This is a genomic window from Bradyrhizobium sp. 21, assembly GCF_023073335.1.
Classification (GTDB): domain Bacteria; phylum Pseudomonadota; class Alphaproteobacteria; order Rhizobiales; family Xanthobacteraceae; genus Bradyrhizobium.
The window spans coordinates 1072592-1097442 of sequence record NZ_JADPJG010000002.1 but is presented as its reverse complement, the minus strand read 5'-3'; the positions used below and the strand labels follow the sequence as shown (position 1 = coordinate 1097442).

Annotated in this window: 27 protein-coding genes and 1 pseudogene; 12 read left to right on the top strand and 16 right to left on the bottom strand. The window is 63.6% G+C overall.

Annotated elements, in window-relative coordinates; all coding sequences use genetic code 11:
- Positions 1-180: 180 nt before the first annotated feature.
- Positions 181-1074 carry a LysR family transcriptional regulator gene (locus tag IVB31_RS05040; RefSeq protein ID WP_247319299.1) on the bottom strand — a complete coding sequence of 298 codons (894 nt, stop codon included), beginning with the start codon at positions 1072-1074 and terminating at the stop codon, positions 181-183.
- A gap of 102 nt (positions 1075-1176) precedes the next feature.
- Between IVB31_RS05040 and IVB31_RS05035 the strand changes: the two genes are divergently transcribed.
- From IVB31_RS05035 to IVB31_RS05025, 3 genes are read left to right on the top strand one after another with little or no spacing between them, the layout of a single operon-like run.
- The gene (locus tag IVB31_RS05035; protein WP_247319296.1) at positions 1177-1917 is read left to right on the top strand and encodes an SDR family oxidoreductase; all 741 of its coding nucleotides are present in this window, start codon (positions 1177-1179) and stop codon (positions 1915-1917) included.
- A 33-nt stretch (positions 1918-1950) separates the two neighbouring features.
- Positions 1951-2187, top strand: coding sequence for a 4-oxalocrotonate tautomerase family protein (locus tag IVB31_RS05030; RefSeq protein WP_247319292.1), 237 nt, complete (start codon positions 1951-1953; stop codon positions 2185-2187).
- 48 nt (positions 2188-2235) lie between these two features.
- Positions 2236-2589 carry an MmcQ/YjbR family DNA-binding protein gene (locus IVB31_RS05025; RefSeq protein WP_247319289.1) on the top strand — a complete coding sequence of 118 codons (354 nt, stop codon included), beginning with the start codon at positions 2236-2238 and terminating at the stop codon, positions 2587-2589.
- Between the two features lie 21 nt (positions 2590-2610).
- Here the strand turns inward: IVB31_RS05025 and IVB31_RS05020 are convergent, their stop codons facing one another.
- Complete coding sequence (locus IVB31_RS05020) at positions 2611-3075, bottom strand: MarR family transcriptional regulator (protein WP_247319285.1); 465 nt, start codon at positions 3073-3075, stop codon at positions 2611-2613.
- A gap of 10 nt (positions 3076-3085) precedes the next feature.
- On the opposite strand from IVB31_RS05020, the pseudogene IVB31_RS05015 reads away from it, so the two are divergent.
- The 3 genes and pseudogenes from IVB31_RS05015 to IVB31_RS05005 form a co-directional block, all read left to right on the top strand.
- Positions 3086-3208: pseudogene (locus tag IVB31_RS05015) on the top strand (cupin domain-containing protein); the annotation flags it as partial.
- Positions 3209-3259: 51 nt separating this feature from the next.
- Positions 3260-4132: a helix-turn-helix domain-containing GNAT family N-acetyltransferase gene (locus IVB31_RS05010; RefSeq protein WP_247319282.1), complete on the top strand. Its 873-nt coding sequence runs from the start codon at positions 3260-3262 to the stop codon at positions 4130-4132.
- A 55-nt stretch (positions 4133-4187) separates the two neighbouring features.
- Positions 4188-4574 carry an ester cyclase gene (locus tag IVB31_RS05005; RefSeq protein ID WP_247319280.1) on the top strand — a complete coding sequence of 129 codons (387 nt, stop codon included), beginning with the start codon at positions 4188-4190 and terminating at the stop codon, positions 4572-4574.
- 42 nt (positions 4575-4616) lie between these two features.
- Here IVB31_RS05005 and IVB31_RS05000 read toward each other — a convergent pair whose 3' ends face one another.
- The 7 genes from IVB31_RS05000 to IVB31_RS04970 all read right to left on the bottom strand — a co-directional run bounded on the left by IVB31_RS05000 (position 4617) and on the right by IVB31_RS04970 (position 13786).
- Positions 4617-6101, bottom strand: coding sequence for an alpha/beta hydrolase (locus tag IVB31_RS05000; RefSeq protein WP_247319277.1), 1485 nt, complete (start codon positions 6099-6101; stop codon positions 4617-4619).
- Positions 6102-6140: 39 nt separating this feature from the next.
- Complete coding sequence (locus IVB31_RS04995; RefSeq protein WP_247319274.1) at positions 6141-9428, bottom strand: CHAT domain-containing protein; 3288 nt, start codon at positions 9426-9428, stop codon at positions 6141-6143.
- A 207-nt stretch (positions 9429-9635) separates the two neighbouring features.
- Positions 9636-10856 carry an MFS transporter gene (locus IVB31_RS04990; protein WP_247319272.1) on the bottom strand — a complete coding sequence of 407 codons (1221 nt, stop codon included), beginning with the start codon at positions 10854-10856 and terminating at the stop codon, positions 9636-9638.
- 195 nt (positions 10857-11051) lie between these two features.
- Positions 11052-11303, bottom strand: coding sequence for a hypothetical protein (locus IVB31_RS04985; protein ID WP_247319269.1), 252 nt, complete (start codon positions 11301-11303; stop codon positions 11052-11054).
- Between the two features lie 78 nt (positions 11304-11381).
- A complete protein-coding gene (locus IVB31_RS04980) occupies positions 11382-12398 on the bottom strand; it encodes an esterase (RefSeq protein WP_247319266.1) in 1017 nt (338 codons plus the stop codon).
- Positions 12399-12514: 116 nt separating this feature from the next.
- Positions 12515-13105 (bottom strand): DUF308 domain-containing protein, encoded by a 591-nt coding sequence (locus tag IVB31_RS04975; protein WP_247319263.1) that lies wholly within the window; start codon positions 13103-13105, stop codon positions 12515-12517.
- A gap of 96 nt (positions 13106-13201) precedes the next feature.
- Positions 13202-13786, bottom strand: a complete 585-nt coding sequence (locus IVB31_RS04970) for a TetR/AcrR family transcriptional regulator (protein ID WP_247319260.1) — start codon at positions 13784-13786, stop codon at positions 13202-13204.
- Positions 13787-13864: 78 nt separating this feature from the next.
- On the opposite strand from IVB31_RS04970, the gene IVB31_RS04965 reads away from it, so the two are divergent.
- The 3 genes from IVB31_RS04965 (at position 13865) to IVB31_RS04955 (ending at position 15315) form a co-directional block, all read left to right on the top strand.
- Positions 13865-14362 (top strand): peptide deformylase, encoded by a 498-nt coding sequence (locus IVB31_RS04965; RefSeq protein WP_247319258.1) that lies wholly within the window; start codon positions 13865-13867, stop codon positions 14360-14362.
- A 110-nt stretch (positions 14363-14472) separates the two neighbouring features.
- Entirely contained in the window at positions 14473-14886 is a 414-nt protein-coding gene (locus tag IVB31_RS04960; RefSeq protein WP_247319255.1) for a GFA family protein, read from the top strand.
- Positions 14887-14910: 24 nt separating this feature from the next.
- Positions 14911-15315 carry an MAPEG family protein gene (locus tag IVB31_RS04955; RefSeq protein ID WP_247319252.1) on the top strand — a complete coding sequence of 135 codons (405 nt, stop codon included), beginning with the start codon at positions 14911-14913 and terminating at the stop codon, positions 15313-15315.
- 38 nt (positions 15316-15353) lie between these two features.
- Here the strand turns inward: IVB31_RS04955 and IVB31_RS04950 are convergent, their stop codons facing one another.
- From IVB31_RS04950 to IVB31_RS04940, 3 genes are all read right to left on the bottom strand, one after another.
- On the bottom strand, positions 15354-15716 hold the full coding sequence (locus IVB31_RS04950) for a metalloregulator ArsR/SmtB family transcription factor (RefSeq protein ID WP_247319249.1): 363 nt from the start codon (positions 15714-15716) through the stop codon (positions 15354-15356).
- Positions 15716-16378, bottom strand: coding sequence for an SRPBCC family protein (locus tag IVB31_RS04945; protein ID WP_247319248.1), 663 nt, complete (start codon positions 16376-16378; stop codon positions 15716-15718). The genes IVB31_RS04950 and IVB31_RS04945 overlap by 1 nt, the downstream gene beginning before the upstream one ends.
- Before the next feature lie 62 nt (positions 16379-16440).
- The gene (locus tag IVB31_RS04940) at positions 16441-17232 is read right to left on the bottom strand and encodes a helix-turn-helix transcriptional regulator (protein ID WP_247319245.1); all 792 of its coding nucleotides are present in this window, start codon (positions 17230-17232) and stop codon (positions 16441-16443) included.
- A 125-nt stretch (positions 17233-17357) separates the two neighbouring features.
- Between IVB31_RS04940 and IVB31_RS04935 the strand changes: the two genes are divergently transcribed.
- The gene (locus tag IVB31_RS04935; RefSeq protein WP_247319240.1) at positions 17358-18902 is read left to right on the top strand and encodes a carboxylesterase family protein; all 1545 of its coding nucleotides are present in this window, start codon (positions 17358-17360) and stop codon (positions 18900-18902) included.
- A gap of 127 nt (positions 18903-19029) precedes the next feature.
- Here IVB31_RS04935 and IVB31_RS04930 read toward each other — a convergent pair whose 3' ends face one another.
- From IVB31_RS04930 to IVB31_RS04920, 3 genes are all read right to left on the bottom strand, one after another.
- Complete coding sequence (locus tag IVB31_RS04930) at positions 19030-19911, bottom strand: AraC family transcriptional regulator (RefSeq protein WP_247319238.1); 882 nt, start codon at positions 19909-19911, stop codon at positions 19030-19032.
- Positions 19912-20097: 186 nt separating this feature from the next.
- Entirely contained in the window at positions 20098-22374 is a 2277-nt protein-coding gene (locus IVB31_RS04925; RefSeq protein WP_247319236.1) for a hypothetical protein, read from the bottom strand.
- 101 nt (positions 22375-22475) lie between these two features.
- Entirely contained in the window at positions 22476-22772 is a 297-nt protein-coding gene (locus IVB31_RS04920; RefSeq protein ID WP_247319233.1) for a hypothetical protein, read from the bottom strand.
- 365 nt (positions 22773-23137) lie between these two features.
- Between IVB31_RS04920 and IVB31_RS04915 the strand changes: the two genes are divergently transcribed.
- Complete coding sequence (locus tag IVB31_RS04915) at positions 23138-23584, top strand: Rrf2 family transcriptional regulator (protein WP_247319230.1); 447 nt, start codon at positions 23138-23140, stop codon at positions 23582-23584.
- 140 nt (positions 23585-23724) lie between these two features.
- Positions 23725-24369, top strand: coding sequence for an NADPH-dependent F420 reductase (locus IVB31_RS04910; RefSeq protein ID WP_247319229.1), 645 nt, complete (start codon positions 23725-23727; stop codon positions 24367-24369).
- A 76-nt stretch (positions 24370-24445) separates the two neighbouring features.
- Here the strand turns inward: IVB31_RS04910 and IVB31_RS04905 are convergent, their stop codons facing one another.
- Complete coding sequence (locus IVB31_RS04905; protein ID WP_247319228.1) at positions 24446-24850, bottom strand: nuclear transport factor 2 family protein; 405 nt, start codon at positions 24848-24850, stop codon at positions 24446-24448.
- Between the last annotated feature and the right edge of the window lies 1 nt (position 24851).

Here is a 24851-nt window from a genome sequence, read left to right as displayed (position 1 = left end):
GTCCGCCGCCGCCCGGCCCGCGTTCGTGACGATCGCGATACGCCCCTCTTCCTTGGGCCGGGTTGCCGCGACAGATACGCCGTTTCCGAAATTCGGTAAAGTGGAATATTTTTGATTGCGTGGATTGACCTGATGCTTGGATGTTTTGCCCGTCGGGCACCACAAGGTCTTGTAGCCCCCTTACAGCTTCGCCTCGGCAAAAATGCCGGCGATCCAATCGAGGAAGACACGCAGGCGCAAGGCGAGCTGGCGGTTTTGCGGATACAGCGCGGAGAGCGGCGTCGGCGACGGCGGGTAGTCGGCGAGCACCTCGACCAGCGCGCCGCTGGCGAGATCGTCTGCGAAGCGATAGCGCGGCGCCTGCGCGAGGCCGAAGCCGAGCCGCGCCAGATCGGCCATGGTGTCGGAATTGTTGACGCGCACACGGCTCGGCAGCACGATGTGACGAAGCGAGCCCGCGATGGAAAATTCCAGCGGCAGCACGTCGCCGGTGCGCGAGGAGACGAACGCCACCATCTGATGCCCTTCGATCGCGTCCAGCGTCGCGGGTGTGCCATGGCTGGCAAGATAGGCCGGGCTCGCGACCGTGATCTCGGCGATCGTGCCGAGGCGGCGCAAAATCATCCCGCTGTCCTCGGGCTCGCCCGACCGGATCACACAATCGACGCCTTCGCGCACGAGATCGACCAGGCGATCGCCCTGCCCGATCTGCAATTCGAGCTGCGGATGGCGCGCCAGGAAGGCCGGCAGTTGCGGCAGGATGAAGGTGCGGGTCAGCAGGGGATGCGCGTCGACCCGCAACAGGCCGCGCGGCTGCGCATCGCGCATCGCGGCTTCCGCTTCCTCGACCTCCGCCAGAATGGCGACGCAGCGGCGGTAATAGTCCTCGCCATCGAGCGTCGGCGTGACGTGCCGCGTCGTCCGTTCGAGCAGCCGCGCGCCCAGACGCGCCTCGAGGCCGCGCAGCACCTCGCTCGCCGTCGAGCGGGGAATGCCGAGGTCGGCAGCCGCGGCCGTAAAACTCTGCCGTTCGACGAGACGGACGAACAGGCGCATGGCGTCAAAACGGTCCATGGCCGATTGTTCACCACAGCCGACAAGTGATGGCAAGTCCTGGGCGATTATCCGGCCGCGGCGATCAGCTATCTCGGATCAACACCATCGAGGAGACCCGCCATGACCGATCAACATCAACGCGCCGCCATCGTCACCGGCGGTTCCCGAGGCATCGGCGCGGCGATCGCCCGCCGGCTGGCGCGAGAAGGAATCGCGGTTGCGATCAACTATGCCAGCGGCCGCGAGGCCGCCGACGCGCTCGTTGCCGAGATCGAAGCCGCCGGCGGACGCGCCCTCGCCGTGCAGGCCGATCTTGCCGATCCGGCGACGCCGGCGCGGCTGTTCGATGCGGCCGAGCGCGGCTTCGGCGGCGTCGACATCCTCGTCAACAATGCGGCGGTCATGGAGCTCGGGCCGCTCGCCGAGGTCACCGATGAAGCGTTCGCGCGTCAGATGACGGTCAATGTGGAAAGCGTGTTCCGGTCGATGCGCGAAGCGGCGCGGCGGCTCCGCGAGGACGGCCGCATCGTCAGCTTCTCGTCCAGCGTCGTCGGCCTCCATCAGCCCGGCTATGGCGTCTACGCCGCGACCAAGGCCGCGGTCGAAGCCATGACACACATCCTCGCCAAGGAGCTCGGCGGCCGGCGCATCACCGTCAATGCGATCGCGCCCGGGCCGGTCGAGACGCGGCTCTTCCTTGAGGGCAAGAGCGAGCAGCAGGTGCGCGCGATTGCCGCGATGAACCCGTTCGGCCGCCTCGGCCAGCCCGACGACATCGCAGGCGTCGTCGCCTTCCTCACCGGTCGCGACAGCGGCTGGGTCAACGGCCAGATCATCCGCGCCAATGGCGGCGTGATCTGACGCGACACCATTTTTCACACGGAGAGAACCGCCATGCCTTTCGCCAACATCAAGATCCCGCAAGCCGCGCTGTCGCGGACCCAGAAGGCCGAGATCGTGCACCGCCTCACCGCGTTGTTCGTCGAGTATTTCGGCGAAGCGGCGCGGCCGCACACGATGGTGCTGATCGAGGAAGTCCCCGACGGCGGCTATGGCCGCGCCGACGAGGTGTTCGTCGTTCCCGACGCTTATCGCGCCAGCGACGCCGGTGTCACGCCAACTTCAGGCTGACACGCGCGCGACGTTGCAAGCCGCGCGCGCCGTGCTATCGCTCGCGCCATGACACCCAAGACCTTCGAAACCCGCTGCCTGCGCCTGCCCGCCGTTACCAAGGTGGTGCAGTGGGAGGGCACCTCCGTGTTCAAGGTCGGCGGCAAGATGTTCGCACTCGGCGGCGGCTTTGCCGCGCGCTCCGGCGGCTACATGTTCAAGGTGTCCAACATGGCCTACGCCATGCTGATCGAGCACGGCATCGCGCGGCCGGCGCCGTACCTGGCGCGCGCCAAATGGGTGCAGCTCGCCGGCAACAACGCACTCTCGGACGCCGAGCTCACCGCCTATCTCGCGCAGGCGCACGCGCTGATCGTGGCAAGGCTCACGCGGACATCGCGCAAGGCGCTGGGCCTGGATTGAAGGGCGACGGCGCGACGCGCTTCAGGCCTTCTCTGCGGGCTTGGTGTGGCGCAGCAGATTGTCGCGCAGTCGGCTGACCGTCTTCTGCACCACCGGAAATTCGTCGCCGAGCCCGGTCGCCTCGATCAGGGATTCGCTGAGCCCCTGCTCGATCAGCTCGCGCCCCGCAGGCGTCAGGCTGACCCGCACCTGTCGCTCGTCGGCGGGATCGCGCTGGCGCCTGATGTAGCCCGTCTGCTCCAGCTTCTTCAGGATCGGCGTCAGCGTGTTCGATTCCAGGAACAGCTTCTCGCCAAGCGCGCCGACGGTCAGCTCATCCTCGGCCGACAGCGCCACCATGGCGATGTACTGGGTGTAGGTCAGCCCGACCTTGTCCAGCAGCGGCTTGTAGGCGCGGCCGAAGGCGAGATTGGCCGAATAGACCGCAAAGCACAGGAAATTTGACAGTTTTCGGCCTTCGCGGGCGGCTTTGGGGGAACGGGCCATTGATACCTCCGACGTGCTGTTCATTCCGGCCGGCACGGTGCATGCGGCCAGGAACGTCGGGCAGGACACCGCGAGCGAGCTTGCGACCTATATCGTCGCCAAGGACAAGCCACTGCTGACGCTGGCGAAGTGAGACGGCCGCATCGATTGACGCCGAGGATATATCTGACTAAAGTCAGACATTATGCTCGACCCTGTCTCCCGCGTCCGCCGCTTCAACCGTGCCGTGACCTCCGCCGTCGGCGCGCTCGATACTTCGTTCCTCGGACGCGGCCGGCCGCTGGGGGCGGCGCGCGTGCTCAATGCCATCGGGCATGGCCGCTCGGACGTGGCGGAGATCCGCGACTATCTCGGCCTCGATTCCGGGTTGATGAGCCGGTTGCTCCGCAGCCTCGAGGAGGAAGGGCTGGTCGAGACCACGGCGCATCAGGACGATGCGCGGCGGCGCGTGGCAAAACTCACGCGGACGGGCCGGCGCGAGTTCGCGGCCTATGAGGCGCTGTCGAATGCGCAAGCCGAGGGCTTGCTCGCGCAACATACGCAAGCCGAGGCGCTGCTGGCGGCGATGGACTTGATTGCCTCGGCGCTGACGCGCGACCGCGTCGCGCTCGACGAGACGGATCCGCAATGCGACGAGGCGCGCTATTGCCTCGGCGAATACTATGCCGAGCTCGGCCGCCGCTTCAAACAGGGCTTTGACGTCTCGCTGTCGCGCGATCCCGATGCCAAGGACATGCGCCGCCCGCGCGGAACGTTCATCGTCGCGATGTCCGACACGCTGCCGCTCGGCTGCGTCGGGTTGAAGGGCACGGATCACGGCTACGCCGAGATCAAGCGGCTGTGGGTCGCGCCCTCCGCGCGCGGATTGCGGCTTGGCCGCCGTCTGATGGACGCGGCCGAGGATGCGGCACGCGGGCTCGGCATCACGCTGCTGCGGCTCGACACCAACAGCGCACTGCCCGAGGCCGGCCAGCTCTACCGCAGCACCGGCTGGACCGAGATCCCGCGCTTCAACGACGATCCCTATCCGGATCTGTTTTACGAAAAGCGCCTCTGATTGGGGCCGAAACAGTTCCTGCCGCGTTGGTGGTCATGCCCGCAGGAGCGTTGTGATGACCAAGACCGACCTCGCCGACATCTATCGCAACTACATCGCATGCCTGAACCGGCAGAACTGGCTGACGCTCGGCATGTTCGTTCATAATGAGGTCACGCACAACGCGCGCCCGCTGGGGCTGGCCGGCTATCGCGCCATGCTGGAGCAGGATTTTCGCGATATTCCAGACCTGCGCTTCGAGGTCGAGCTGCTGGTGTGCGATCCGCCGCGCTTGGCCGCCCGGCTCAAGTTCGATTGCACGCCGGTCGGAAGGTTCCTGGGTCTCGAGGTGAACGGGAAGCGGGTGTCCTTCCACGAGAACGTCTTCTACGAATTCCAGGACAGAAAAATTCGGACGGTATTGTCCGTCATCGACAAGGCCGCGATCGAGGAGCAGCTCTAGCCGAGCGCTCGCAACCACGCATGCATTCACCCGGGTTTTGTCCTAGCGGGCAAACTCCCAATAGATTCCCACACCGTCTTCCGTCGCGTGCCGCAGCGTCGCGCGCTTATCGGGCGGAGTGCCACTTGCCAACAGGGTGTACATGTCCGTCAGCACTTCGCGGGAAGACGCGACGTAGCCATGGCCGAGTTCAGTCAAATCGACGTTTGTCGCATTGACGGTGTCGATCCCCTCAATCACGCAGACCGGTGGCGCGAGCCCGACCCTGTTCGCGGCATGAAGCAAGCGCGAGCTGAGGACCGCGCGATCCCCGGCAGAGACGTAAAGGGTCGTTCGATCGCCGACCAAAGCGTAGGCGCTTGCGAGATTTCGGAACAAGCCCACGTCAACATCCGCCGCGGCAAGGATAATTTGCCCGAAGGGGCGTTTGGTCTGATTGGCGACCCGTTCCGATATCCGCTGGACCACTCTCAATAGACCACGATTGCCCATGCTGTGAGCGATGAGATGGACGGCCCGTGCTCCCGAACGGGCACAAAAATCATTTAGAAAGTCAGTGATATCCTTCTCGCTGGCTTCGATGGTCGCCTCGTCGACGGTGTAACTGAAGAGCTTTCCGCGCGACGGCCAACTGAAGAAAGCCATAAGTCCCGGAAGCGACAGATCGGCGCCGATTTGCGCGGCGCGGACAGCGGCATCCTCGAACGAAACGTTGTAGCCGTGAAGGAAGACGATCGCGTCGGCCGGCCCCAATTCGGCGGCCGCTATCCGCTGCTTGACCTCGTCCCAGAATGCCGCGTCACCCAGCTCCACCGTCTCCGCGAGGCTCAGCCTGTCGTCCCCATCCAGGAGCCGCCGCCACCACGATGACCCGGTCGATCCGATCCGATGGGTGGCCGGTATCTCCACGGCGCAGCGACCGAGATGGAGCTGCGTATCCCGTTCGCCTGAGAAGCCCTTGAGCACGTTATCCTCGACGACCGGCTTTCGATTGGTCCCAAACCAGACCTCATAGAGCCCACCATCCTTCGATAGGCCCTTGCCCGGCCTCGGACGCCGAATATTGAATTCCGTAGCTCGGCCGCCGCCCCGTACCACTGGGGCAACTGCCACGTCGCGGACGCTGCTACGAACAAGGCCAATGGCAGTCTCTATCTGTATTCGCAATTCTGGAGAGATGACCTGCGGCTCGATCTCATCGAGCAGTCCCGCAAGCGATGACAATGCCGTCTCGAAGAGATCGGCGATACCTGCGCTCCCGCGCGTGAGCGCGATTGCAACCGCCGCCTTCAGGTCATTGGTTTCGACATCAGTGAGTCCGTTGACCATACGGTCGTGCGCGACACCGCTTGGCAATTCGAGCGTGAAATCGCGAACGATGTCCGCGAACCTGGCTTGGGTCAGATTGAAGACCCGCGACCATTTGGACGTCTTGTCCAGGTTCGCCGCGATGGCCGCCCGATAGAACAGCTGGTTGAGCGCATTGCCGATTGCAAGTCTTTGCAATTCGAGATCGTCTATCGTCATGTCCTAGGTCTTTCCCGGCTTTGCCGCTAAAATGCCGCCTCATCTTTTGACCGCATCAGGCGGGGCCTTTCCGGCCCTGTCCGACCGTCCGATGCGTTCAAGCAACAGCTTGGCCTGCGACACCTGCGCCAGAAGGCCCTTGTCACCCGCCAGCGTGGCGGTTTCCCCGGCATGGTGCAGCCATCTCTCAGCCTCGTCAAAATCGCTCGCCATTTGCTCGATCTGCGCCATTTGAAGGTAGGCCAAGACGAGCTGGCGATCGGCCTTGGCGGCCAGGAAACATTGAATCGCCCGGGTGAGCTGCTGCTTCGCGTCCGGCCCCATCAGGAGGCTGGCGTTGACGAGGTCCAGCAGCGACTGACCTTCGGCGACGAGATCTTGGGCACCCATGGCGGCAATGCCGGCGAGGTCGGAATATTGCTGAGCTTCGCTCAGACGCCCCGAGCCGCGGTAAATCGACGACAGAAGGCGGTAGGTGTGCGCAAGCTGCCGACGATCTTTGATTTCATCGCGAAGTCTGGCCGCTTCGAGCGCATCCCGTTCGGCCTCCTTGAACCTGTTCAGCCCGTTCAGCACCGTTGCACGATCGTGGAGTCCGCACGCGAGCTCGTGCGCGTTGTCACGGGGACGCGACAAGGCGATCGCCTTTTCGAACCAATCGAGCGCAACATCGGCATCGCGGATGCTCGGCCTCGATCCGTGCACCTGGCCCAGCATTCGATAACAAAGCGCAAGAACGGCCGGCGCTTCAACGTATCCGCTTTCGAGCAACGTTCTGACCGTCTCGAACATCTGCTCGGCGGCATCGACCTCTTTCGCCTGCAGAATCCGTATGGCTTGGTTGGCGTAGATTGGAAGCCACGCGAAGAACGCATCGTATGTCATGCCCCCTGGATCATCGCCGAGCTGGCGCAAGATTCTACCGGTCCAGTCCCCTACAAGCCGCTTGTCGCCGGTTGTCTCGCTCTCCACGCGGGCGATCAGGCCCAGCAACGCTGCCGCATCATCGAAAGCTCGATCATTGAACAGCAGTCCGAGAGAACGCACGAGACAGTCGCGCTGTAATTCAAGCGCTTGGAAAACCGTTGCTCGATGTGGATTTTGCTCGATGTCCCGCATGACGATCCGCGCGAGGCCCGCCTGCGCTTCGGCGATCACCCGGCAAACTTTTGCCTGCCACTCAATCGGGCTTTCTCCCTTGGGACCGGGCTGGTCCGCAAATGCGAGGGGCAGTTGCGGATGAAGCCGCATGGGCCGAAGCAACAGATCAAGGTCGGTCGCGTTGGGGGGAGGAAATTCGGTCGCGGGTGCGCCGGCTCCAGCTGCCCAGGCCGCCTTCAGCAACGTCAGCGCCGGTTTATGAGCATCCTGGATCGAGCCCACCAGGCCGCAGCCTGCCAGGCAGATTTTGAGTGTCAGCGCATCGGCGACGCCGAGCAGGAAGACGACGGCCATGAAATAGGGCCGAAGATCGTCGTCAAGAAAGTCCAGGGTGCGCCGGAGAGCGGCCACCGTCCTGGTGTCGGGAACAATAGAATCCCGCGCAGGCGAAGGTGCGCCATCGAGAGCATCGGCCAAGTCCGAGACAGTTCTTGTTTTGAGTTGCGGCCAGATGCTCTCAATCGCTCCGGGATGACCGGCCAGGCGGCGCACCAGGGCAAGACGGCCCTCGCGCAGTTCGCTGCCGCCGTCGCCCGGAACAAGGGCAGTACAGAGAGCCCCCGCTTCGGCATCGTCCAGGCGTTGGACGCGCAGGCCGCTCAGCTTCAACCACGGAACGGCCGAGCGCGTAATCAGGATGACCCGCCCGTTGCGCTGCGCTACGTCGCGGAGGAACTCGATGAACGGTGTAACGAATGCTTTGGCCTCTTCCGCCGTACTCAAGACGGAGATGTGTTCGATATCGTCCACGATGACAAGAGGTGCGTCCGGCATGGCGACGGAGCGATCGGGAGGCCAACCGCTCAATCTTAGCCAGCCCGACGCGCCGGACTTCTCCTTGCCGAGACCGCCGGTTTGCCGGATCCACTCCGCGAATCTCGTTGCAAGCGCGGTTTTCCCGATGCCGATGGTACCGTGAAGCAGAACCACCATGCCTTCGTGCAACATGCGCTCCAGGTGGAGAAACGCATCATCCCTGCCGTATAGAGCCGGAGCCGAGGTCTCACCGGCCACGGTCTCGCCTTCTGATCGCTTGGCTTCCGCGAATGCGAGATCGCGTGCCGCATACAAGACCGGGACCATCCAATCCTGAAGCGGAATGAGCCCGATCGGACTCGGACGGCCAAAATCCGCAACCAGCGCATTTCGACCAGCGACAAAGCAACTCGTCACCGGGGCTCCGGAGAGAATCCCGTTGTAGAATGCCGAGACAAAAAGCTCGGCGGCCCGCACCTGGATGTTGTGCGTCATTGCGACGACGGCGGCCACCCCGGCCGAGGCCAATATCGCCGTTGCAACGCCAGGAGCCGTTCCGTCAAGTCCGTCAATGGCCGCCGACCGGCACGCATTGAGCAGGACGAATTTGACGTGCCCCGCGCGCAGGGCCGCGGCAAAGACATCAGCCGGAACGGCATCGGGGGCGGCATCGCCGCCCTCGAACATCAGGTATCCGCCACCATCCTCGGATCCGGCATCATTGCTGAAATCGCCATGGCCATCGAAGTGGACGATATCGTAGGGCTGTCCGGCCGCCGAGGCATCGGCAAGCGCGCGTTCGAATTGGCCAAACGAAGGCGGTCGCAGCACATCGATGTGAAGCGGACCAGCCCGTGCGCTGTTCCAGCGCGTGACCTGCTGGGCGATGATTTGATGATCGATATCGCGCGCACCGGACGGGCGAGCGATCACCATGAGCATGCGCGAGCCGAATTGTTCGGTCGTGGTCGGATCGAAAGCACCGAATGATCGAATGACCGACAGCCTGTTTGACGGCAATTCGGGAACCACCCATGGAACCATCAACTCCCAGGGCAACGCTTGAACCGAATGTCGGGTGGACTCGATGACCACGCTCGCCGAAAGTCCGCGGCGCAACTGCTCGATAATGATCTCCTGAAGGGCCGAAAGCAGCCCCTCGTCCCCGAAAATTGCATCGACAAACCACCGCCCCCACGCCGGCATATCGGTGCCGGCGACATGCTGGGCGCGATCGGCAAAAGCGCCAACCGGATGATGGAGATAGTCCTCGAGGTAGAATCGGAGTGAAGCAAAGTCGGGGTGTTGCGGCAGCCGGCGCGGATCGCCGACCAAGTCTCGGCCGCCGTCGCATCGGCGCTGGCTGATCTGGAACCCGCGTTCCGTGTCAGTGATAAAAACCGTCAACATCGACCATTCGCTCCAGGCCGATTACGCAGGTGACGTCATGCTGCGGCGACGCCTGTGCATATTTTCGTTCAAGTGCGGCTTCGATCGATCTCTCTATCACATTTTCAGGCAGAAGCGCCAGCGTTTACAACGACACGTTGCAACAAGCATCGAACCTCGACGGGCAGCCGATCACGGAGGTAAAGCCAGGGATGACGGCTGTCGGATTCACGCCGGCACCGGCGCCGCCTCGCCTTGCGGCTTCGCGAACGGCCTGAAATTCATCGCCATCAGGAACGCACCCAAGCCCATCGCCCAGGAGGCGATATAGAGCCAGGCATAGCTGGAGAACGCATCGTAGATCAGGCCGCCGGCGAGCGGGCCCGTGGCCATGCCGAGGCTGCCCGCCATCGCGGTGCCGCCGATCACCGTCCCCATCATCTTGAGCGGAAAGTTCTCACGCACCAGCACCGCATAGAGCGGCATGGTGCCGGCATAGATGAAGCCGAAGATGGCGCCCACCGCGTAGAACGTCGCGAGCTGGTGCGCGAAGACGTAGCCGAGTGCGCCGAACGCCTGCAGCAGCAGCCCCGAGACCAGCACGCGCTTGGTGCCGAAACGGTCGCCCATCAGGCCGAAGGCGATGCGCCCGCCCATGCCGGCAAAGCCCTCGATGCTGTAAATCGTCACCGCCGCGATCAGCGGTATGCCGCAGCTCACGGCATAGGAGACGGTGTGAATGATCGGACCGGAATGGGTGGCGCAGCAGAAGAAGTTGGTGGCGAGCAGGATCAGGAATTGCGGCGAGCGCAGCGCCTCACCCATCGACATCTCGTCATTCGCCGCGCCCTCGCCGGACGGCGCGGCCACGGCCTGCGCCAGCGCGGGCGGGCGGCGCACCAGGAACGACACCGGGATCATGATGGCGCCGACCACCAGCGCCACGATCTGCATCGAGGTGCGCCAGTCATGGCCGGAGACGAGCCAGGCCGCGAGCGGCGCCATCGTCATCGGCGCCATGCCCATGCCGGCCGACACCAGCGAGACCGCGAGGCTGCGATGGGTGTCGAACCAGCCGGTGACGGTCGCCATCATCGGCGCGAAGATCGCGGCGCAGGAGGCCCCGACGAGCAGGCCGAACATGAACTGGAACGCCAGCAGCGAGGTGGCATGGCTCGCCGCGAACAGGCTCAGCGCCAGCACGGTCGATCCCGTCAGCACCACCGGCCGCGGCCCGAACCTGTCGGTCAGCGTGCCCCAGACCATGCTGGTGCAGGCCATCGCCAGAAAGCCGATCGTCATCGCGCTGGAGATGCCGGTCACCGACCAGCCGGTGTCCTTGGCGATGGGCTGCAAAAACACCGGCAGCGAAAACATGCCGCCGATCGCGACGCAGCCGAGCAGGCCGCCGGCGGCGACGATCACCCAGCGATAGTTGGAACGGAACATTTTTTTGTCTCCCGTCAGGTCTGTCTGGGTGGAAGACGAATGGGAACAGCGCGGGCCGACAATCCCTCCATCACATTTCTGTGCCGACGGGAACTCCCCCGCTACTCTGCCGCGGGCCTCAGGAACGAGCCGATGATCTCGCGCTTTTCCTCCGATAGACCGGCAAGCAGGTTCTCATCCAGATAGCCCTCTCATTCAGATAACCTTGGCGAATGAGACGGGCGAGACGAAGGGAAGCTGCGAATAGCGATAGTCGAACGTATCGTCGATCTCCCGCCGCTGCAGGTGCAGGAAATCTTCGACCTCCCACATCTGAACAGGCGTGGTCGCAGCGCTCGCTCTTGTCTTGAATTCGGCCATCACGCTGGCCAACGCTTTTTCCAACGCGGCATCGAAAGCTTTGCACGCGATCTTCTTCTCGGTCGGAGACCCGTTGAGATCAAACATCTCATCCCTCCTCAATATGTCGGCTCACGCCTTTGCGGCGGACGTATCGCCAATCAAGCCGGTACGCCCAGGCTGGACCTAGTTCGCCAGTCCCTGCTTTTCGATCCAGTCGCTGATCAGCCTTGCGACATCGTCGGAATTGCGGTCCATCATCAGCATGTGAGTGTTGCCCTTGATGCCCATTTTTGGCAGCTCGAACGTATCGACCTGGCCGCCGGCAGCCGCGACCGCCTGTCCCCATCTGGTCGGGTTGACCACAAGCTTCGACCACACCGGGACCTTGTCGAGGAAATCGCCCCACACGATCAGATGCGGCACGCCCTTGAGCTTCGCGGCATCAGCCTTGGCCGGATCAGGCGCGCCTGATGGCTCGACGGTGATCAGCGCCTTCACCTTGTCCGGTGCGTTGAGTGCGGCGGTGAAGCCGAAATTGCCGCCCTGGCTGTGGACCAGGATGATGCACGGGCATACCTTCTGCACCAGCGCGTCATAGGCCTTTTGCGTGGCGGCGTCATTCGTGGCCCAGCGCGGAATACCCTGCTTGGCGAACTGGTCGAACGCCTCGATTGGAAACTGCTCGCCCTCGAACGCCTCGCGCTTGCCGCCGACCTCGTAGCTCGGCCCGATCCGGAACAGCTCCCACGCCTCCTTCTTGGGCCGGAAGAACGGCTCGCTCTTGAATATCTCGGGATAGCGCGCCCAGGAGGCGCGGCCGCGTTCGACCGCATCCGAGACGTAGACGTCGTAACCCGCATTGAGGAAGAATTGCTGCCAGCCGGGCTTGCCGTCGGGCTTAGTCTCCCAGGTGACGCCCGACAGACCGCCGCCGTGCCAGAGCAGCAGCGGCAATTTCGACTTCGGCTGCGCAAGCTTGACGAACTGGACGTACATCTGCTCGACCTCGAACTCGCCGTTCGGATCGACCTTGATCGGCGGAGCACCGGGAGAGAACACGATCTCCTTGGAAGGAAGTCCGCTCAGCGTCTCCGTGTGTCCACCGACATGGAAGCTGCCGACCTCCTTGACCAGATAGTCGGCCGCTGCCGGCGTTGCCACTGCAATGGTCGCCGCCAGTGCGATTGCGATTGTGCGCATGAAGTTTTCCTCCGCTCTCGACTTTTGTTGTTGGCGGCATTGTTGCCAACAACAAACGCGAAAACAACCCCATGCACGGTAGCCGGCGTCAGCGGAATCCCGCCAACGCCATCGCATCAGCCCAACTCAGCCTGCTTGGCGCGCTGCCGCCACGCGCTGACGGTCAGCCATACCGCCGAGACCAGGAAGTAGATCGCGCCGACCGCAGCATAGCCTGCGACATTCGCAATCGACGGAACTGCGGGCATCGTGGCCTGAAAGACGAAGAACGCGCCTGCGAGCGCCGACTGGGCCCCGCTGAGCACCATCGCCCATTGCGCGCCAAAGCTCCTCCAGCGCCGGATCGCCGTGCCGAGCTGGAGCACCCCCGATAGAATTGCCCAGGCCCCGAAGATTCCGAGCACCCGGTTCATGCTCATCTGCAAGGCAACAAGCACCGCGACGGTGGTCGCCAGACTGACCACAACGTTGAGCGCCTGCGTCCGGTTTTGAGCGAGCCCGCCGCTGCGCAACGCGTCCGCGACATTGGCCGCGGCATCCCATGCCGGATAGAGCACGAGCAAGGCACCGGCGATCACCGGAGATGACGGCGCGACGGCAAAGGCAGCTCCCACCCAGGCGAGCGAGAACGCCGCCCGGACAAAGTAGTATTGCTTCAGCCATCGCTCGCGATCGGCACGAACAAGATCCAGTTGATAATGCGCCATTCCATTCGTTCCTTTACCTACTAGTTGGTAGATCGCGTGTGCGATGCCTGCATCCCCAGCGCCTGCGGGGATGCCGCGATCGTCTCGTCGAGATCTTCAGTGCTTGGAGGACAACCGATCCAGCAGCGGCCCGGTGATCACACCGAACATCTTTGGATCGCCATAGGCACGCGCCGACAGCATCGCGCCGTGAATGGTCGCCATGAATCCTTCTGCCTCGATCCGGGCCGTGCTGGACAGGTGTAGCCGCCCTTTCCGCTTGCCGCGTTCCATCACCGATGTCAGCCACGACGCAAGCGCGCGGAAATGCGCACGGACCTCCAGCGCCACTTCCTCCGGCAAGATCGGCAGCTCACTGGCCAGCAGCGCGCAGACGCAGAAGGGCGCCGTCGCATCATTGATGCACGCCTCCCAGTACGCGACATATTTTGTGAGCTGCTCGCGCGTATCCGGGACATTGCGCTCGAGCGCGGACAGTCCCGCCTCCGCTTCGGCGCGGTAGCGCGACACGAGGGTGCGGACCAGATCGACCTTGCTGGCGAAATGATGGTGGATGCTCGGCTTGCGGATGCCGACGATTTCGGCCACGTCGGCATAGCTGAAGCCGTTATAGCCGCCCGCCATGATCAAACTGCGCGCGCAGGCCAGGATGTCGTCGGCAGTCGAGGAAACGTTGGTCATGAAAGGTTAGCTACCTTCCAGTTGGTAGGGCGTCAAGAACGGGATGCTTCAACGATCCGTGAGTGGTAGGAGCCCTAAATGACCATTCGCCCCATCCTCCGCTATCCCGACCGCCGGCTCGCGCTCCCCGCCCGCCCCGTCACCGCATTCGACGACGCCTTGCGCGAGCTAGCAGCGGATCTGTTGGAGACCATGCGCGCCGCGCCCGGCATCGGCATCACGGCGCCGCATGTCGGCGTGCCCTTGCGCGTCGTCGTGCTCGAGCTCGACGCCAAGGACGGCCCGCGGACCTACGTCAATCCGGAGATCGCATGGGCCTCACCCGAGATGATCCTGCATCGTGAAGGCAGCGTCTCGATGCCCGGCGTTAATGACGACGTGCCGCGCCACGCGCGCGTGCGGATCAGCTATCGGGATCTCGATGGCAACATGCAAAGCGAGGAGTCGGGCGACTTGCGCGCCGTGTGCCACCAGCACGAGATCGACCAGCTCGACGGGATGTTCTGGATCCAGCGGCTGTCGCGGCTGAAGCGGGAGCGGCTGGTGAAGAAATTCGAGAAGTTGTCGCGCGGGTGAGCGTGCTGGCGAAGATCGGACTTGTGTGAAATCGCGTCGGCTGTTCGATGTGGAGAAATCAAACCAGCCTGATATGATTGGAACGGTCGGCCCCGTCGGGAGGGAGACGAATGACACATTCAGGTCGCTGCGCCTGCGGCGCAGTTTGTTACACCATCCGGTCCGCGCCGATCCGCGGCTTCCAATGCCAGTGCAGCGACTGTCAGCGCGACACCGGCAGCGGCCACAGCTCAATCTTCGTGTTCGCGCGCAGCGCAGTCTCGGTGACCGGCGAGGTGCGCGAAATCGAGCGCACTGCCGACAGCGGCGCAGTCAAGCGCAAGGGATTCTGTCCGAACTGCGGCTCGCCGATCTACAACAAGCCGGACGAGAAGCCGGAGTTCATCGGCATCTATGTCGGCACGCTTGACGATGCCAGCACGTTCAAGCCATCGGTCGCGCTGTTCTGCTCGCGCGGATACGCCTGGGATCACCTCGATCCCGAGCTTCCCAAACTCCCGGAATGGCACCCGGGATCGCGCTGATTTCTTCCAGATTGGGGACAGCCAATGGCGATGAGCTTCGAACTATCGATGCTGGCCGCCGCAATCGTCTGGGGCTTCGTACAGCTTGTCACCGCCGCGCAGGCCGCGAACCTGCAGTACGGCCTCAGATGGGCTGCGAGCCCGCGCGACACCGAGATGCCGCCGCTCAAGCCCATCCCGGGCCGCCTCAACCGAAATTTCCGCAACTACATGGAGACGTTTCCGTTCTTTGCCGCCGCGATCCTCATCTCTCACGCCGCAGGCGTTCACAATGAGCTGACTTATTGGGGATCGATCGCCTATCTTGGCGGACGCATCGCCTACACCGCGCTTTACCTATCCGGCATACCGCTCGTCCGCTCGCTGTTCTGGAATATCGCCAGCTTTGGCATGCTTGCAGTCTTGGCAGCGGCTTTCGTACCTCACTGAAGCGGCGCGATAGCGACTTTGCCTTTGCCGGGATGCCTTCACGCCCGCTTCCCGCTCCGCTTGTTCATGGGCGCGTTACGACGCTCGCGTTTGCCGCGCGCGATCTCCGTCGCCAGCGCATCCAGCTTCGGCTCCCAAAAATTCCTGAACTGACCGATCCACGCGTCGACCGCGCGAAGCCCCGCGACGTCGACCGAATAGAGCCGTCGTTGCGCCTCCGCCCGAACCGTCGCGAAGCCGCTCTCGCGCAGCACCTTGAGGTGCTGCGACACGGCGGCCTGCGTGATCCCGAACTCCGCCCCGATCGCCTCGACGACCTCACCGGACGCCATTTCCCCGGGCGACAGCAGCTCGAGGATGCGACGGCGCACGGGATCGGCAAGGACCTCGAAGATTTGCATCAGCTTCCTGTGCCCGGATGCGCGACCTCGGGCGGCGTCTCGCCGCGATAAAAAGCGATGGTGCGGTCCGACCGCTGCTTCGCGGAGGCAGGATCCACGCCGCTTGCGACGTGCGCCACGCGCCAATTCTCGCCGCTGCTCGTCATGAATTCCTTGCCCGCGGGAGAGACCATCCATGCCTCGGCCGTCTCATGGTCGACCGATGCCCCGGTCGTAACGTATCGCTCCAGCCCCGCAATGGCGAGATCCCAACCGATCCCGACCGCCCCCGGACCGAACTGCTCCCAATGATCCTCGATGATCGCGGTGTGCTCAAGCGTCAAGCGCGCCTGACTTCGTTCTGCCGTCAGCTTGACATCGATCCAGCTCATCGCGCCGCCGAATTCCCACGTCGCCGAAAAATGGGTCGGCGGCGTGCACGCCGTGATGGTACCCCCTGCATTCCCCTTGAGCTGGTACTTTCCGCCGAGCCGAAGGTCTCCCTCGACCGGCAATAACCAGCGCGGAATGCGTTGCTGGCTGGTCACTGCGTCCCAGAGATCGTCGATGCTGGTCTCGTAAAGCCGCGTCAGCGTCACCGCACTGGCCGCTTTCCCGTCCTTCTCGAAATTCCTCACCGAGCGCGTAACCAGCCCCAATACTCTTGCGACGTCGATCTCCATGGCGCTTGCTCCCTGTCGTTTCGCAAGGATGAATATCGGTCTAAACTAATATAAGTCAAACCTTATATTAAGGGGGAGATGCCGCTCAGATATTTCCCCGGCGGTTTCCCGAGCGCCTTCTTGAACATGGTGATGAAGGCCGCGACGGAGTCATAGCCGAGATCTGCGGATACCTGCTGCACGCTGGCGCCGGAGGTGAGTTCCCGCAAGGCGACGATCAGGTGCAATTGCTGGCGCCAGCGCCCGAAGCTCAGCCCCGTTTCCTTGACGATGAGACGCGCGAGGCTGCTTTCGCTCAGCGCAACGCGCTTGGCCCATTCGGCCAGCGTCCTGCGGTCGGAAGGGTCTTTTGCCAGCGCTGCGGCAATTTTCTTCAACCGCGGCTCGGGCGAGAGCGGCAGATGGAGCTGCTGAACCGGCATGCGGGGCAGCTCGCGGAGCAGGACGCTCGCCAAGAGGTCCACCCTCGCCTCGTCATCGGCGACCTGATCGGACAGCTCGACGATCACTTCACGCAGCAGCGGCGAGATCGACAGCGTACAGCATCGAGCCGGCAAGGCGACGAATTCAGGCTCGATGTAGACGAAAAACAGCCGGGCATTTTCTGTCGCGAGGTTGCTGTGTTGCATGCCGCCGGGAATCCACACCGCGCAATGCGGCGGCACCATCCACAGGCCAGTGGGAACGCGACAAGTGACGGCACCTCCCAGTGCGAAGACCAGTTGGCCTTTGCGGTGGCTGTGATCGGGCACCTCCCCTTTGCTCCCGCCAACGTCAACGCGCACGGCGATGACAGGCGCGGAGCGATCATCCACATCGAGATCAAGCCATGGAAAGTGGAGGGGTTGCCGCATGCTTGCCGGTTTCTAGTAATTGATTGGCAGAATATCTAAATTGAGCGGAGAAGAAAGTCGATAGTCTGCCGTCTGAACCTGCCCGGTTGCGACCAGGCGCGCCCACGCGATCAAGAGATACGACCATGGATGCCTTCACGACCGCGACAGCAGCCGAACGCGAGGTCCACACACAAGCCGGGTGCGTGCGTGGCGGCTCGTGCGACGCACGTGGCGTGCTGGCGTTCAAAGGCATCCCCTACGCAGCGCCCCCGGTCGGGCCTTTGCGCTGGTGCGCACCGCAGCCGCCGGCGCCGTGGGACGGCGTGCGCGACGCGCTTACATTCGGCGCGGGGTGTCTATCGGCGCTCGAAAACGACCAGCGGCCGGGACCGCGCGACGAGGATTGCCTCTATCTCAATGTCTGGACCGCGGCGAAACACGCGGACGAGAAGCGGCCTGTGATGGTATGGATTCACGGCGGCGGCTTTCAGTTCGGCTCCTCGGCCAACCCCGCGACGGACGGCGGCGCGTTGGCCGCCAAAGGTGCCGTCGTCGTCAGCTTCAATTATCGCCTCGGCATCCTCGGCTTTCTCGCCCATCCCGATCTCGATCGGGAGGCACCCTCAGGCAATTACGGCCTGCAGGATCAATTGATGGCGCTGCGCTGGGTGAAGGCCAATATCGCCGGCTTTGGCGGCGACCCCGACAACGTCACCCTGTTCGGCGAATCCGCCGGCGCCATGGCCGTCGGCGTCCTGATGGCCTCGCCGCTCGCGCACGGACTGTTTCACAAGGCCATTGGACAGAGCGGCGCGTTCTGGGACGGCAAGCACGGCCCAATGCAGAGCTTTGAAGAAGCCCGCGCGCGTGGTCTCGCGTTCGCCCGGCAACAGGGCAACGGGTCTATCGCGGCCTTGCGCGCCATGCCGGCCGACCAGTTGAATGCAGCCGCGCCATGGAGTTTCAGAACCAGCCCCGTCGTGACCGCATTCTCACCGAGTATCGATCATCATGTTGTGCCTGACGTGCCCGCGCGGCGCTTCCTGCGCGGCGAGCAGATGCACATCCCCTTGCTGGCGGGCTGGAATGCCGCCGAGGAATTCCCTTTCACCTCACAGTCATTGCCCGATCAATCTGCGCGGGCCTTTCTCACAGCAGTCGAGGAGATGTTCGGCAAGGAACACATGGCCGACTTGCTGAAAGTCTACCCCGCAGCGACCGACGCGGAGGCCAAGGCTTCCGCGGCCGCACTCACGGGCGATTATGTGGTCGGCGAGCAGTGCTGGCAGTGGCTGAGGCTGCATCGACGCGGGGGACGTGCGCCCGTCTACGGCTATCACTTCAGCTATACCTCGCCCTACACGCCAATCGCCTCGCACGTCACCGAAATCCCGTTCGTGTTCGGCACATTGACACCACAACAGGTGATCGGCAGCACGACGCTACCGGCCGACGAGGACCGCGCCCTGGCGCGGACGCTGATGGACTATTGGGTGAATTTCGCGGCGCATGGCGATCCGAACGGATCAGGCCTGCCACCCTGGCCCGCTTATGACGAGACAGACGTCGTGCAGATCCTGGATAAAGCGATCGAAGCGCGTCCCAATCCGCAAGCGGCCCGCTTCCGCTTCCTCGACCGTTTCAGGCAGGACGGCGTATTGCCGTTGCGTTGGCGTGAGGTGGCGTAAGCGTCGTAGGGCGGGTTAGCGGAGCGTAACCCGCCATCTATCAGCGCGCGCGACGAAAGAGGGTGGATTACGCCCACGGACTGCGCTTCGCGCAGCCGTTGGCTAATCCACCCTACCCACTACGCATCTATTTCAGCGGCAGAAAAAGATCCGCGACCGCCTCATGCTCCGGCACCTCCGGGAAGAAGCTCAGCCGCTGGCAATAGATCGGGAAGTCGCGCGCTTCCTCGCCGCTGGCCGGAAGCCAGTCGCGATAAAGGTAGAGCGCTGCGGGCTCCAGATTGTCGGTGTAGCCGACGACGCGCAGCACCGCACAGCGTCCGCCGGGGATCTCGCCGGCCTTGATCTCTTCGCCGTTCGCCTCGATCGGCTGGTCGGTCCCGACGCAGAGATCGACGCTGTAATCGGCGGGCAAGGCAGGGCGCCGCTCGGAGCGCCAGACATTGAAGGTCGGACTTGTCCTGGGGTGCAGGTTAGCTGCCCTGCGCCACGCGATGAACCGCTGGATGGTGGCGCCGAGCATCGCCGGCTCGCCCCGGTGCTCCATGATCGCCACCGGCGTAGGCGGCACATCGCGGATCGTCACGTCGTCAGTCGTAAAGGTCTTTTGCATGAGCTTGCTCCTTGCGTTGTCGAGAGGCCCGAAGGCCGCAAGCCACGGCTCCCAGTCGGGAGACTTCCGGAACGACGACGGCGATTGCCCGAACCGTTGCCGAAAGGCGCGGGCGAAGGCGTCCGGTGCGTCGTAACCGGCATCCATCGCGATGTCCGTGACGCTGTGGGCGCCCAGATAGGCCAGCTGATGCGAAGCGCGCTTCATGCGGACCAGTTGGACATAGCGATGCACGGACAGCCCGAAGGTTGCCGAAAATTGCCGGTGGAAATGAAATTTCGAGAAGGCGGCAACAGCGCTTAAGCCGTCCAGGTCCAGATCTCCGTCGAGATGCCGGTCGATATGGTCCAGCACCCGTCGCATCCGGTCCTGATAGTTTCGCAGCGCCGCCGTCATCGTCCCTCCTCCGTGGCGGCTCCATCTAGTCGCTGACGGCCATGACACGCTCGACCGATCTTGCGGTTTGGCGTGGGTTCCATCAATCCTGTTGCCGAGGCGACAGCGCGCAGGTCCACGACTTCGTTGTGGCTGCGGCCGTCGCCCTTGACATTGACGGTGTTCGCCGGGCTTGGGGGAAACCCGTTACCCCTTTCGCCCCGTGCGCTTCTTTGCCTTCGCCGCGCGTTTACGTCCTGGCGCGGCGGTTCGTGCCGATCCGCGGTCCGCACCGCCGGCTGCGCCAGCGGTCAGTTCGGGGCGCAGTCTGGCGAGCTTGGCGCGGTCCGGCAGCAGATCGGCAAAACCGTCGAGCACGCTCGGCGCGGCCGCGCCGTCGCCAGGGGCGGCCATTGCGCGCGCGTGTGCTGGCGCGGCGGTCTGACTGAGAGCCTGCAGCCGTCGGCACGCTTCGCCGAGGTGATAGGCCTCGCCGCCGAGCGCCACCCATTTGCCGACATCGGGATGCAGCACGAGGTTGGCCGAATGGTTGTCGGTATTGCTGGTCGGGTAATCAACAAACACGTCGATGCCCGACTGCACGCCCACCATCACGCCTTGCGCCGACCACGAGACCGCGACATCGACTCGATAGCGGCCCGGTCGCTCGAAGGCAAAGCCCGCTGTGCTCCAGAACACTTTTGCCGAACCCTCGACGCTTTGGCCTGCCTCGAGTTCGCTCAGCTTCGCGTGTTCGCACAGGATGACAAAGGGCCTGACCGGACGCTCGCGGCCCTCGGCATCGGTGACGGTGATCGATGCGAACAAGGCCTCGGTGCTGACGTCGTTCGGCGCGCGCAGCGACACGCCGCTATTGTTCGTCATCGTCCACGACAAATCCAGCGGCTGGCCGAGCGCGACGCGGTCGGTTGTGGCGGTCACCGTCAGCGCCAGCTCCGAGGAATCGAAGTCGTGCCTATCGGCGGCTTGCGGCGCACCGGTCGGGAACCAGCTTGCGAACGGCCATCCGCCCGGGCGAATGACCGGATCCGGCATGTGGTTGAGGTGATGACGGACGTTGGTGTTGTGCGCGAGCTTGATCTGATCCGGGAATACGCCGGGTGCACCGGTTGCCGGACCACCGAGCACGTCCGCCACACTCGGCGTCGTGGTCATGATCGAGTTGTCGGCCGCCGTTTCCTGCTCCTGGTGAATCTGGTTCAGGGTGTGCGTCAGCTCGTGGGTCGCACTGCGCAGGAACGCCCGCGGCACGTCGCGCTGCTTCTTGTTGGCGGCCAGACCGAAGTTCGAGGAGTCCGAGACGGGATAACCGTCATCGGAGAAGCTGGCGCAGCCTTCGCGGGGAACGCCGATCTGATCGTACATGATGCCGCGCGAGCAGCCGAGTTTTGCGGGCACGACAATCATGTGCACGCGCCACTCGGCGTCGAGGTTCGTCGCGGGGTTGCGCACATTGGTCATCAGCGCGTGCAAATCCGCAGAGCTCCAGCAATTGGTCGCGACCACGCCTGATGGCACGGGGATGTTGAGCTGATCCTGCACGACGCTCAGCTGCCAGCCGGTCTTCGCGAAGACCGTGTCGAAGAACTCCGTGCCGCCGGCGCCATCGGGCACCGGTGCAGGCCTGACAGCGCCGACCAGCGTATCGATCTCCAGGGTTGCGCGACGGAAGAACTTTGACACCCAGGCGAGCGTGATGCTGCCCTTGTCCACGCCGCCCTCGAACAGCCGGCCCTGATAGAACGGTCCGCCCGTCAGGGAGAACGGAAACGGCGCCGGCACTTTCGACAGCTTCATCGTCACGGTGCGCGACGGCGTATTCGGGAACGTACCCTTGAACTGGCCGGCCGGCGGCTGCGTGTAATTGAACTGCTCGGCTGTGATCGTCAGCTCGCACTTCCTGGGGAACGGGACCGCGACCGGCGCGGACACGCTGGTCACCCTGAGATAGGAGTGATAGCGCGCGCGGGGAAAGATCGGGATCCTCGGCCTGAGGATCGGAGACGGAATGATGAGGTTATCGAGCGCGCTGAGCGAACCGGCGAGGCTCGTCAGTCCCGATGCCTCCGCCGCGTCATCTTCGTCCGCGTCACCCACAGGCAGCACTGGACCCGGGATCGGACCGATCACCGGCCGCTTCGAGTAGAGATCGCCGCTGACGATCAGATGGTCCGCACCGCCGTCGGGCGCCGAACGATCGACGCGCAGCGTGCCTTCGAACGACACGAAGCCCGCCGTCGGCCTGAAGTTGATCTGGTAGCAGCCTTCGCGAAAATCGAGCTTGCACAGCCTGAACGGCGGAATGGGATGCAGATCGGTTGATGCCGGCTGGTCGCCGGAATCGTCGTCGCTGAAGCTGATCTGCCGCGACAGCGGCACCAGCGGCTTCATCGCCGGTTCGACCGACGCCGCTGTCATCTTTGAAAGGCTGCCACTGGCTTCGTGCTCTGAGCAATTGCACATGTCGTCTTCTCCTCGTTGGAAAACGCAGGCGATCGACGTGAGCAGCGGGCTCGTTCGCGGGTACACCCGCGTTATTTCGGTCAGCCAGGGCGTGCGCAATGCTACGCGCGCCGATAAATCACATGGCAGCTCTCTGAATCCGTAAACTCAAATTGGTCGGCCTGCAGTGAAAATTGATACGTCACGAGTTCATCAGTCGCCGTCCCGACGACGAGTGTCTTGGAATCTTCGAGACGGTAGATTCCCGCGTCCCACCACACCATGCCCTGCCCTGGTCCGCGTGTGCCGCGGTAGGTGCCGGTCGAGAAGATGACGGTGGCGGGATATTTGTCCGCGCACGCAGAAGCTGTGGCTTTGGTCCACGTACCAACCAGGCTCTGTTCGTGTTTGTCAGCCATAGTGTCTCCATAGCTTTCACCAACCGGCGCGATCGGCCGGTCGATGGCTATTTCAACATGTCGCTCGAGCGTGTGCAGCTCATTTCAAGCCGACGTGGCGGCGGGTAGGTCAACCAACCCAATTCACCACGCACAATCACAACAGGTACTCTATCGCAGTATTCATGTGAGCGTGTGTGTGAAGCGGTTCACAACGTGGGTGCGACAATTGGGCACCGGCGCGAGGGCGACATGAGATCGCGGCGTTGGAGCAGATCAGCCCGGCACGATGGGCAGCGATAGTTATCGGCCGCGTTTGCGAACCCACGAGTGTTGACATCGCCGATAGTGTGTCATAGTGATGGTTACACACAAACGAGATCATCATGCCGACCAGCACCCGCTTCGCCGTCGCCGTTCATATCCTCACCGGACTTGCCGTAAGTGACGGAAAGCCGCTGCGGTCCGAAGATCTCGCCTGGTCGGCAAACACCGGCGCGGTCGTGATCCGCGGGCTGTTGTCGCGTCTGAGCGATGCCGGGCTGACGCGTTCGCAGCTCGGAGCGGGGGGCGGCTCCTTGCTGGCGAAACCGGCAAAAAAGATACGGCTGCTCGATGTCTATGCGGCGGTCGAGGACACGGAGCTGTTTTCGCTGCACCGGACTCCGCCCTGCGACAGTTGCGCAGTCGGCGGCAACATCCTCGAGGCGATACAACCCGCCCTCGATCGGGCGCGCAAAGCGCTCGAAGCCGAACTCGCAAAAACGACGGTGGCGGATGTTGCGGCCGAAGTGGCGCGGCTGGGCAAGTTCTCCATTCCGCTCGCCTGGTGACTTGTTTTGCCCATAAATGTCATCACGTAATCGACACATAATCACTTTGATGCCGAACGGCATCTAGCCGCAATAGCCGACCAGCCTTCGGGGCGCTGGCGGTCCTGCTTTCCCAGCCCCTCACCTCACAGGAGTTCCTTATGAGTATTGGTATCATCGGTTCTGGCGCCCTCGGCTCGAACCTCGCACGCGCCTTGGCCAAAAAAGGAATCTCGGCCACGATTTCGAACAGCCGCGGACCGGAATCGTTGGCCTCGCTGGTTCAGGAACTCGGCCCTTCGATCAAGGCCGGCACCGTGGAAGCGGCAGCAAGCGCCGATATCGTCATCGCCGCTGTGCGCTGGACCGAAGTGGAGAAGGTGTTCAGCCGCTTGCCGGCCTGGAACGGTCGCATCGTCGTCGACGCCACCAACCCGGTGGAATTCCTCGATCCCAATTCGCCGGATGCGAAGGGCCCGAGCAATCCGCTCGCGGCCTACGGCATCAAGGCCGTCGATCTCGGTGACAAGCATTCGAGCGAGATCTTCAGCCAGTTCGTTCCGGGCGCCCGCGTGGTCAAGGCATTCAACCATAACGACGCCGCGGCGCTGTCGAACCCGGACGTGGCGGGCGGCCGGCATGTGCTGTTCTACTCGGGTGATGACGCTGCCGCAAAGGTCGAGGTTCGCAAGCTCATCGAAAGCACCGGCTTCTTCCCGGTAGATCTGGGCTCGCTCGACGTCGGCGGACGATTGGCAACACTGCCCTTCGGCGCGCTGGCGGCGCACAATTTCATCAAGATCTAGCAGGCGCCGGAACGAAAAAGGGGAGCCCGCATGTCGCGGGCTCCCCTCTCTCGTGTGTTCCATCATCAGCCGACCGTTAGTGGCCAGCGGGTTGCAGCGCCTTTTGCACCATCGCGGTGTCGACATATTGCGTCATGCTGGCGATCTTGCCGTTCTTCAGCAGATAGAGATGCGCGAACGTCGCGCGCATGGATTTGCCCGTCGCCTTGTAGGTCCCGGAGTAGACGCCGAAGGCTGCGACGCGGTCGCCGTCTTCGAGATAGGTGTGAACATCGGCGCGGTAGCCGGTCCATTCGGCGGCGAGACGCCGGAACACGCCTGATATGATCGCGTCGGGTCCGACATAGGTGCCCGCGTATGGAAACCCTTCCGCTTCGGTCCATGCGGCATCGGGAGCGAGAGCGGCCAACAGGTTGCGGCCGTTCTCTTCCGACGATGATCCCTCATAGGTGGCGCGGATCAGGTCGAGGTTGCCACCCATC